General features: G+C 70.6%; 9 protein-coding genes. 4 read left to right on the top strand and 5 right to left on the bottom strand.

The window, feature by feature from the left end; all coding sequences use genetic code 11:
* Together ACFVGW_RS24145 and ACFVGW_RS24140 are read right to left on the bottom strand one after the other, a co-directional pair.
* Positions 1 to 884 (bottom strand): amino acid ABC transporter permease (locus ACFVGW_RS24145; RefSeq protein ID WP_385853423.1); only part of this gene is annotated, 884 nt, incomplete at its 3' end.
* 29 nt (positions 885 to 913) lie between these two features.
* Positions 914 to 1,879: an ABC transporter substrate-binding protein gene (locus ACFVGW_RS24140; RefSeq protein WP_385853422.1), complete on the bottom strand. Its 966-nt coding sequence runs from the start codon at positions 1,877 to 1,879 to the stop codon at positions 914 to 916.
* 536 nt (positions 1,880 to 2,415) lie between these two features.
* Here ACFVGW_RS24140 and ACFVGW_RS24135 point away from each other — a divergent pair.
* The 3 genes from ACFVGW_RS24135 (at position 2,416) to ACFVGW_RS24125 (ending at position 6,335) form a co-directional block, all read left to right on the top strand.
* Positions 2,416 to 3,624, top strand: coding sequence for an NADP-dependent malic enzyme (locus ACFVGW_RS24135; protein WP_352189059.1), 1,209 nt, complete (start codon positions 2,416 to 2,418; stop codon positions 3,622 to 3,624).
* Positions 3,625 to 3,867: 243 nt separating this feature from the next.
* Positions 3,868 to 4,833 carry a zinc-binding dehydrogenase gene (locus ACFVGW_RS24130; RefSeq protein WP_352189058.1) on the top strand — a complete coding sequence of 322 codons (966 nt, stop codon included), beginning with the start codon at positions 3,868 to 3,870 and terminating at the stop codon, positions 4,831 to 4,833.
* 110 nt (positions 4,834 to 4,943) lie between these two features.
* Entirely contained in the window at positions 4,944 to 6,335 is a 1,392-nt protein-coding gene (locus tag ACFVGW_RS24125; RefSeq protein WP_385853421.1) for a cellulase family glycosylhydrolase, read from the top strand.
* 33 nt (positions 6,336 to 6,368) lie between these two features.
* On the opposite strand, the gene ACFVGW_RS24120 is transcribed toward ACFVGW_RS24125, so the two are convergent.
* Entirely contained in the window at positions 6,369 to 7,265 is an 897-nt protein-coding gene (locus ACFVGW_RS24120; protein WP_385853420.1) for a helix-turn-helix transcriptional regulator, read from the bottom strand.
* 1 nt (position 7,266) lies between these two features.
* A complete protein-coding gene (locus ACFVGW_RS24115; RefSeq protein WP_352189056.1) occupies positions 7,267 to 8,127 on the bottom strand; it encodes a DUF4097 family beta strand repeat-containing protein in 861 nt (286 codons plus the stop codon).
* 148 nt (positions 8,128 to 8,275) lie between these two features.
* On the opposite strand from ACFVGW_RS24115, the gene ACFVGW_RS24110 reads away from it, so the two are divergent.
* Positions 8,276 to 9,133 (top strand): hypothetical protein, encoded by an 858-nt coding sequence (locus tag ACFVGW_RS24110; protein WP_385853419.1) that lies wholly within the window; start codon positions 8,276 to 8,278, stop codon positions 9,131 to 9,133.
* Positions 9,134 to 9,158: 25 nt separating this feature from the next.
* On the opposite strand, the gene ACFVGW_RS24105 is transcribed toward ACFVGW_RS24110, so the two are convergent.
* On the bottom strand, positions 9,159 to 9,341 hold the full coding sequence (locus ACFVGW_RS24105; protein WP_037695221.1) for a DUF6104 family protein: 183 nt from the start codon (positions 9,339 to 9,341) through the stop codon (positions 9,159 to 9,161).
* Positions 9,342 to 9,413: the final 72 nt, after the last annotated feature.

The following is a 9,413-nucleotide window of genomic DNA, read 5'->3' as shown; positions in this document are numbered from 1 at the left end:
GGCGGCAGGGACCGCAGAGACCCGCGGGAGAAGTGCCGCTCCAGGTAGTACTGGCCCACGCTGAACACGCTGGTCAGCGCCAGGTACCAGATGGAGGCCACGAAGAGCATCTCCATGACGGCACCGGCCGTGCTGCCGATGTTCGAGGAGGCCCTCAGGAGCTCCGTGTACTGCACCGCCGAGACCAGCGACGAGGTCTTCAGCAGGTTGATGAACTCGTTGCCCGTCGGCGGCACGATCACCCGCATCGCCTGCGGAAGAACGATCCGGCGCATGGTCTTCGTCTGGGACATGCCGAGCGCGTGCGCCGCCTCGGTCTGGCCCTCGTCGACCGACTGGATGCCGGCCCGGACGATCTCCGCCATGTACGCGCCCTCGTTCAGGCCGAGGCCCAGGAGCGCGACCATGAACGGCGTCATGACGTCGACGGTCTCGTTCTTGTAGATCGGTCCGAGGTTGATGTACTCGAAGATCAGCGACAGGTTGAACCAGACCAGCAGCTGGACGTAGACCGGCGTGCCGCGGAAGAACCAGATGTAGAGCCAGGCGACCGCGCCGGTCACCGGGTTCTTCGAGAGCCGCATCACGGCGAAGACGACGCCGAGGACGAGGCCCAGCGCCATGGAGGCGACGCTGATGATGATCGTGTTCCCGAGGCCCTCGAGGACCGAGGGGTCGAACAGCTTGTCCCAGACCGTGTCCCAGATGACGTTGCCCTGGGAGAAGGCGTAGACGAGCCAGCCGAGCAGCGCGACGACGACGACGGCGCTGATCCAGCGGCCGACGTGCCTCACGGGGATTGCCTTGATCGCCTCGTAGGGAGTACCCGAGGCGCCGGGCCCGACCGGACTGTCGGCCGGACCCTTGTCGATCTTGTCAGTCACGATGACTGCCCTTCAGCGGAGCGTGGTGATCACTGGCCGGCGTTGACGGTGGCCTGCTTGACGGCGCTGTCGGTGACATCCCACTTCTCCAGGACCTTCTCGTACGAGCCGTCCTTGATGATCGCGTCGAGAGCTTCCTTGACGGCGTCACGCAGCTGCGTGTCGTCCTTGGAGACGCCGATGCCGAAGAGGCCGACGTCGCTCTGGCTGCCGACGACCTCGAAGTCGTTGCCGCCGCCCGAGGTCTTCGCGATGTACGCGGCGACCGGGTAGTCGTTCAGGTCGGCGACGGCGCCGCCGGCCTTGACGCGGGTCTGGGCCTCGGCGTCGGTGTCGAACGCCTGGATGGTGAGCTTGTTCGCGCCGCACTTCTCGGCCTGCGCCTTGAAGGTGTCCTCGTAGATGGTGCCGCGCTGGACGGCGACCGTCTTGCCGCACAGGTCGTCGAGGGAGTTGATCCCCTGCGGGTTGCCCTTCTTCACGAGGAGCGAGACGCCGGAGCTGAAGTAGTCGACGAAGTCGATGCCCTTGCCGATCTTCTTCCCGCTGTCGTCCAGGCCCTCCTGACGCTTCTTGTTGTCCGTCATCGAGGACATGATCAGGTCCTGGCGGCCGGTCTCCAGCGAGGTGATCAGGCCGTCGAAGGTGCCGGAGGTGAACGCGAACTTCACACCCAGCTGCTTGGAGAGCGCCTCGGCGATGTCGGGGTCGACACCGACGATCTTGCCGCCCTCGGTGTACTCCATCGGGGCGTAGGAGGCGTCCGTGCCGACCTTCACGACACCGGACTTCTGGATGTCGGCGGGCAGCTTCGAGAAGAGGGGCGCGTTGCTGGCGGCGCCGCTGGACGTGCCGCCCTCGGGGGTCGAGCCGCCCTCGGTCTGGTCGCCGCAGGCGGTCAGCAGCATCGAGCCGGCGACCGCGATGGCGGCGACCGCGGCAAGACGGGAGGTGCGGGTCTTGGCGGTCGTACAGCGCGTGGAGCGTGCGGTCATGGTCGGGTTCCTCCGGCGTGTGAGGGAGTTGCCTTAGGCCGCGCACGCACCTTCGGGTGTCGCGACCTCGTGTGATTACGCGCATCTTGCCATTCGGACTGCCCGAATCGGACGGCCTCGCATGTCAAAATCGGATAACGGGTGACCCCCGAATCCCGACAGGCCGGTACATCAAGGCCGGACCTTCTCCCGAGATTTCTTGTTACCGCCGGAAAATCTCCGGTTGATCTCGCCATTCGGACGACACGAATACCACGATTCGGTCTACGTCCGAACGTATCCGGACATCGGCCGACGCGCCTGGTGTGCGCAAGGTGCCAATACGGCTGTATGAGCCACATCACCGCTCCGTATTGGACTCGTCTACGGTGATGTACGTCCGGTAAGAAGGATCCTTACACCCCTCATCCGGGGCTCAGGGCGCGTTGTGCGGCGCGCCCGCGCGGTTGCCAGACACGGCGACCGCGGGACCCGCCCACCCCTCCTCAACCAGGAGTGGCCACCCTCAAATGAAGAAGACTTAAGGGGTCAACCCAATGGCAGCGGAGATCGTCAATCCTCGCAGCGAGAGCGGTACGGATGGGGCTCAGGAGCCCTTCGATCCGGCCTTCGCGCTGCACCGCGGCGGCAAGATGGCCATCTCGGCCACGGTGCCGCTCCGCGACAAGGACGACCTGTCCCTCGCGTACACGCCCGGCGTCGCCAAGGTGTGCACCGCGATTGCCGAGCAGCCGGAACTGGTCCACGACTACACCTGGAAGTCCCAGGTCGTCGCGGTCGTGACCGACGGTACGGCGGTGCTCGGACTCGGCGACATCGGCCCGGAGGCCTCGCTTCCGGTCATGGAGGGGAAAGCGATCCTCTTCAAGCAGTTCGGCGGCGTGGACGCGGTGCCGATCGCGCTCGCGACCACGGACACCGACGAGATCGTGGAGACCGTCGTCAGGCTCGCCCCGTCCTTCGGTGGAGTGAACCTGGAGGACATCTCGGCGCCGCGGTGCTTCGAGATCGAGCGCAAGCTCCAGGAGCGCCTGGACATCCCCGTCTTCCACGACGACCAGCACGGCACCGCCGTCGTCACCCTCGCCGCGCTCCGCAATGCGGCGAAGCTGACCGGCCGTACCCTCGGTGACCTGCGCGGAGTCATCTCCGGCGCCGGTGCGGCGGGTGTCGCCATCGCCAAGTTCCTGCTCGAGGCGGGGCTCGGCGACGTGGCCGTCGCGGACCGCAAGGGCATCGTCAGCCTGGACCGGGACGACCTGACCCCGGTCAAGCGCGAGCTCGCGGAGATCACCAACAAGGCCGGTCTCTCCGGCTCCCTGGAGACCGCCCTGGCCGGCGCGGACGTCTTCATCGGTGTGTCTGGCGGTACGGTCCCCGAGGCCGCGGTCGCGTCCATGGCGCCGAACGCGTTCGTGTTCGCCATGGCCAACCCGAACCCGGAGGTCCACCCCGACGTCGCGCACAAGTACGCGGCCGTCGTGGCGACCGGTCGTTCGGACTACCCGAACCAGATCAACAACGTGCTCGCCTTCCCGGGCATCTTCGCGGGCGCCCTCCAGGTCCGCGCCTCCCGGATCACCGAGGGCATGAAGATCGCCGCCGCCGACGCGATCGCCGGTGTGGTCGCCGACGAGCTCTCCGCCGAGTGCGTGATCCCGTCGCCGTTCGACGAGCGCGTCGCCCCGGCCGTCGCGGCCGCCGTCGCCGCCGCCGCCCGCGCCGAGGGCGTGGCGCGCCGCTGACGCGTCCGGTGCACCGCGTAGGGCCGTCCCGACCCCGGGGCGGCCCTTCGCCGTGTGCGGGCCCGCCGAGGCGCCTCACGGCCCGGCCGGCCTCACGGCCCGCATGGTGCGCGGGGGGCCGCCGAGGCGCCTCACAGCTCCACGACGGGCGGCTGTACGGGGTCACCGGCCGTCACGCGCTGATGCGTGTGTCACAGCCCTGCGTGGTTCCGCCGCGCGGGTGGGGGACCCTACGCTCGGCCCATGTTCGCTGCCTACGCCGCCCGAATCGACCGCGACCAGCCCCTGAACGGCCTTGAGCTGGGGGAACGGCCCGAGCCCGAGGTGCGTCCCGGGTGGACCACCGTCACCGTCAAGGCCGCCTCGCTCAACCACCACGACCTCTGGTCGCTGCGCGGGGTCGGGCTGCCCGAGGAGAAGCTGCCGATGATCCTCGGCTGCGACGCCGCGGGCATCGACGAGAACGGCAACGAGGTCGTCCTGCACTCCGTGATCGGCCAGTCCGGCCACGGGGTCGGCCCCGACGAGCCCCGCTCGATCCTGACCGAGCGCTACCAGGGCACCTTCGCCGAGCGCGTCACCGTGCCGGCCTGGAACGTGCTCCCCAAGCCCAAGGAGCTCTCCTTCGAGGAGGCCGCCTGCCTGCCGACCGCCTGGCTCACCGCGTACCGCATGCTCTTCACCAATGCGGGCGTGCGCCCCGGCGACTCGATCCTCGTCCAGGGCGCCGGCGGCGGGGTCGCCACCGCCGCCATCGTGCTGGGCAAGGCCGCCGGCCTGCGGGTCTTCGCCACCAGCCGGGACGAGGCCAAGCGGAAGCGGGCCGTCGAGCTCGGCGCCGTCGAGGCGTACGAGCCGGGCGCGCGGCTGCCGAAGCGGGTGGACGCCGTCATCGAGACCGTCGGCGCCGCCACCTGGTCGCACTCGGTCAAGTCGCTGCGCCCCGGCGGCAGCCTGGTGATCTCGGGCGCCACGAGCGGCGACCGCCCCTCGCACGCCGAGCTGACCCGGATCTTCTTCCTGGAGCTGAAGGTCGTCGGCTCGACCATGGGCACCAAGGACGAGCTGGAGGACCTCCTGTCGTTCTGCGCCGCCACGGGCGTCCGGCCGGTGATCGACGAGGTGCTGCCCCTGGACCGGGCGCGCGAGGGCTTCGAGAAGATGGCCTCGGGCGAGCTCTTCGGGAAGATCGTCCTGACAACGTCTTGATGGATCGTCAGATCTGCTGATGGGATCTCCGGCACCGCGCTCACCACGAGCGCCCCGTGCCGGAGGTTCCGTTGTCACGAACGTCCCGAACGTCACGAACATCACGACCGTTGCGAACGGCCCTTGCCGTCGGTGCCGTTGCCGCCGCTCTCCTGGCCCCCACGGCCGCCCGCGCCGACCCCGGAACCACCACGGCCGGCATACCCGCCGTCACCGACGACCGCGGCCGCGCCCTCACCCTGCGCGGCTGGAACGTCGAGGACAAGGCGAACCGCGGTGACCAGGCCCTCGGTGCCATCACCGAGCGGCACTTCAGGGACATGCGGGCCAAGGGCTTCAACTTCGCCCGGCTGCTCGTCTTCTGGGACGACCTGGAGCCGGAGCGCGGCCGCTACAGCCAGGCCTACCTGCGGAAGATCGAGCGGGTGCTGGACTGGGCGGAGAAGTACGACGTCCATGTCCTCATCGACGCCCACCAGGACGTCTTCGGGCCCGCCTTCGGCCACCGGGGCGTGCCCGCCTGGGCGACGAGGACGGACGGTCTGCCCTTCACCCCGCACCCGGACGACTGGTTCGCCGAGTACTTCGAGCCGGCCGTGCAGCGCGCCTTCACCCATCTCTACGAGGACGAGGACCTGCGGCGGGCCCAGGCGGCGATGTGGCGCGTGCTCGCCGACCGCTTCGAGGACCACCCGGCCGTTCTCGGCTACGACCTGATCAACGAACCGATGGGGGAGCTGCGCGAGGGCGAGGGCCTGCCGGCCGCCGCCCGCCGGATCGAGCGCGAGCAGCTCACTCCGATGTACAACCGGCTCGCGGACGCCGTCCGTTCGGTGGACCGGGACACCTGGATCTTCGTCGAACCGACGCCGATCGTCGGTGAGGGCGTGCCGACCGGCCTGGGCAGGATAGAGGACCGGAAGGTCGTCTACGCCCCGCACTTCTACAACACCGCCATGGAGGCGGGCGCCGACTACGACCCGGCGGCGGGCTGGATCGAGACGTACGAGCAGGCGGTGACCCGGTACCCCGAGGAGTACAAGGTCCCGGTCGTCGTGGGGGAGTGGGGGCCGCTCAACAACTCGCTGCCGAACATGAACCGCTTCTACCGTGAGGCGATGGCCTCCCTCGGCCGGTACGGCAGCGGGTGGGCCGGCTACGTCTGGTGCTACGGCGGCGGATACTGCGCGGTGGACGGCGCCGGAGGCTTCCGTACGAACAAGGAGCTGACCGCCGAGCCCTACGCGGAGGCGGTCGCGGGCACGGTGACCTCCTCCGCGTACGACTCCGGGGCGGGCGTCTACCGCCTCGCGTACGAGTCGTCACGGCGCGGCACCCGGGTCACCGAGCTGTCGCTTCCCCCGGGCGCCTGGCAGGTGACGGCCCGGGGGAAGGCGGTGGTGCTCCGCGAGAGCGCGGGCAGGGCCCGGGTCCTGGCGGCGCCCGGGGCCCGGGTGACGGTGACGGTCACCGAGGAGTCCCGCCGGGGGGTGTCCCCCTAGGCGTCCTAGGCGTCCTGGGGGTCCCTGGGGGGCCTAGGCGTCCTGGGCGTCCTTGCGCTCGGGGCGCAGCACGGAGGCGATCCGGTCCGCAGCCGTGGACAGATGGCGGCGGGCCTCGGTCAGCTGAGCCGCCGTCACCCCGTGGTCCCGGGCCGCGTCGCGCACGTCGTCGCGGAAGCGGTCCAGGAGCCGGTCGAGATCGCGGGCCGGTTCGCCGGTCGGCTCGACCGTCGCGGCCCAGTCCGAGACGGCCCCCTCCGGGGAGGAGGCACGGCCCGACGCCTTGGGGTGCGTCGTGCCGGTGACCAGGCCGCCCAGCTGGGCGGTGATGTCCGAGATGCCCTCCCAGACGCCCGACGGCCAGTCGCCGCGCGCGAAGCGGTCCTGGACCTGGTCCTGGACCTGCTGGGCGATCCGCTGGAACTCCTTCGCCTGTCTGCGCGCCGACTGCGCCTCCTCGCGGGCCTGGCGGGTCTGCTCCCGCCACTCCTGCTTGGCGCGGCGCAGCTCCTCCTTGGCGTCGCCGAACGAGGAGCCCTTCTGCCGGGTCTCGCTCGCCGCGGCGCGCATCTCGCTGCGCAGCTTGCCCGCCGCCCCGCGCACGTCGTCGCGGATCTCGGCGGCGAGCTCGGAGACCGACTCGCGGATCTCCCGCTCCAGGTCGTCGAGTTCGCCGCCGCGGCCGGCCAGCTCCGCGCGGCCCGCGTCGGTGATCGAGTACACCTTGCGGCCGCCCTCCGTGGCGTGCGTGACCAGCCCCTCGGCCTCCAGCTTCGCGAGCCGGGGGTAGACCGTGCCGGCGGAGGGGGCGTACAGCCCGTGGAAGCGCTCCTCCAGGAGTCTGATCACCTCGTAGCCGTGGCGGGGGGCCTCGTCGAGGAGCTTGAGCAGATAGAGGCGCAGTCGGCCGTGGGCGAAGACGGGCGGCATGTCACAGCACCTTTCCGGAGGCGTGGTCGAGGTCGTCGGAGCCGACCGGGTCCGGGCGGCGCAGGAGGGCGATCGAGCCGGAGACCGTGGTGGCCTTGAGTGTGCCCCGACCCTCGCCCAGCGTGCCGGTGATGGTCTTGGTCCCCCACTGCCCGGTGACCCGCAGGTCGTCGAAGGCGTTGGAGACGGAGCCGCTCGTCGTGCTCGCCTCGACCCGGGCGTCCGACGGATGCGGGATCCGGATCGCGACCTCGCCCGAGACGCTCGTCAGCCGGATGTCGGCGGGCGGGCCGTCCAGGTCGACGGCGTCGAGGTCGATCACCATGTCCCCGCTGACCGAGTCGGCGCGCACGGAGGATCCCGAGCCGTCGATGACCGTCAGATCGCCCGTCACCGTGTTGACCCTCAGCGCGCCCGTGACCGACTGGGCCTCCAGGGAGCCGGAGACGCTCTCCGCGTGCACCGGGCCGGAGAGTCCGACGAGCGTGGTGTCGCCGGTGACGCCCTTGACGTCCGTACGCCCCTTGATGCCGGAGATGACCGCGCCCGCGCTCACCACGCCCACCTCGACGTCCGCGCCGGCCGGGACGGCCACCGAGACGACGGCCCGACGGCGGTGCCCCTTGCGGTCGAACCACTTGAGGAAGCCCTGCCAGTGCAGGTCCTCGTAGGTGACGGTGAGGGTGGAGCCCTCCTGGGTCACGATCAGCGGAGGGCCCTGGATCTCGGAGACCTCCAGGCGGGCGGTGCTCTCGGCGGTGCCCACCACGTTCACCGTGCCGCCGACGACACGCACCTGGAGGCGGCCCACGGGGTCGGTCAGCATGAGTCTCGTCGGCTCGGCCACGGACCACTCTGTCATCGTGCTGACCTCCCGTATCGGTGACGCAACATATCGCGTCCTTGGTAGACACGATATATCGCGGTACGGGGAAGTCAACCCCGTTCGGTGTGGACGCGAGCGAACAATTAACCTCCTATGCGGACAAATTGTCCTAGCGTAAGGGCCCATGAACGCGACATCCGGATCGAGCCCCGTCGGCGCTCTGCTGCTCTGCCGCGCCGAGCCGCCGACGGTCCGCCCACCGGCACAGCTGCTGCGCGAAGAACTCCTCCTCGCCCCGGCCGGAACCGAATGGAGCGTCGTCGTCCCGGAGGGCAAGCCCTGGCTCCACGGCGGTGAGCCCGTCGAACGGGTCGTCAGCGGCTGGGCCACCGCGCTGGCCGTCTCCGCCGCCACCTGGCCCGTCCTCGCGCTCTGGTGGGACGCGGACCGGGCCGGCTTCGTCCTCGCCTCCGGATTCCGCCGCACCGTCGGCTACACCTGGCTCGCGGACGGCACCCCGGTCGGCGAGGACGAGGCCATGCGCACCTTCGCGGCCCGCCTCGCCCTCGATCCCGTACTCGATCTCCAGGCCCTGGAGCCGCTCACCGGACCGGACAAGGACGCCGACGCGCACGCCAGGCTCGTCGGCCTGACCGCCGTCCTCGCCCGCGTGGGCCTGGCCCTGCCCGCCGGACTCACTCCCGGGGAGAGCGCGGACCGGCTCCGCTCCGTCGCCCTGGCACAGGGTGCGGAGGAGCTCGAATGGGCCGGCTGGCGCGACGCCGTGCGCGCCGAACTCGACGCGGTGGAGGGCGGACCGCTCGGCCCGTTCCTGCGTGGCCCCAGGGCCCGGCTGCTCGGCGCGGTCCAACTCGGGGCGGGGCTGCCGCTGCTCGCCTGGGGAGTCGCCCGCCGCAGCGGGGGCTGGACGGCGGCGGGGGTGCTGCTGGTCGCGCACGGCGCGCTGGGACTCGCCTACGACCGGCTGCGCGGTGACCGGCCGGGACCGTCGTTCCTGACCGGCGGGACCGTCGGTCGGTGACCCCGGAGGGGGTCCCCGGCAGACGTCACTCGTCCTCGTCCTCGTCGTCCAGACGGGCCAGCCAGGTCGCGAGGCGCTCGACCGGCACCTCGAAGTCGGGGTTGAGGTCGACGAACGTACGGAGCTGCTCGGCGAGCCACTCGAAGGAGACCTCCTCCTCGCCGCGCCGCTTCTCCAGTTCCTCGATGCCACGGTCAGTGAAGTACATGCGATCAGGATAGGCCGTGCTCCCGACGGACCCTCGCGCTTGTCAGCGGCAGCGATTAGCCTTCTTCATCAT

The organism is Streptomyces sp. NPDC127129 (assembly GCF_042671585.1).
GTDB lineage: Bacteria > Actinomycetota > Actinomycetes > Streptomycetales > Streptomycetaceae > Streptomyces.
This window is presented reverse-complemented; position numbering and strand designations above follow the sequence as displayed.

Bases quoted from the DNA above. Each gene is read 5' to 3' on its own strand.
- ACFVGW_RS24140 (WP_385853422.1), bottom strand. From the start codon at position 1,879: ATGACCGCACGCTCCACGCGCTGTACGACCGCCAAGACCCGCACCTCC.
- ACFVGW_RS24135 (WP_352189059.1), top strand. From the start codon at position 2,416: ATGGCAGCGGAGATCGTCAATCCTCGCAGCGAGAGCGGTACGGATGGG.
- ACFVGW_RS24130 (WP_352189058.1), top strand. From the start codon at position 3,868: ATGTTCGCTGCCTACGCCGCCCGAATCGACCGCGACCAGCCCCTGAAC.
- ACFVGW_RS24120 (WP_385853420.1), bottom strand. From the start codon at position 7,265: ATGCCGCCCGTCTTCGCCCACGGCCGACTGCGCCTCTATCTGCTCAAG.
- ACFVGW_RS24115 (WP_352189056.1), bottom strand. From the start codon at position 8,127: ATGACAGAGTGGTCCGTGGCCGAGCCGACGAGACTCATGCTGACCGAC.
- ACFVGW_RS24110 (WP_385853419.1), top strand. From the start codon at position 8,276: ATGAACGCGACATCCGGATCGAGCCCCGTCGGCGCTCTGCTGCTCTGC.
- ACFVGW_RS24105 (WP_037695221.1), bottom strand. From the start codon at position 9,341: ATGTACTTCACTGACCGTGGCATCGAGGAACTGGAGAAGCGGCGCGGC.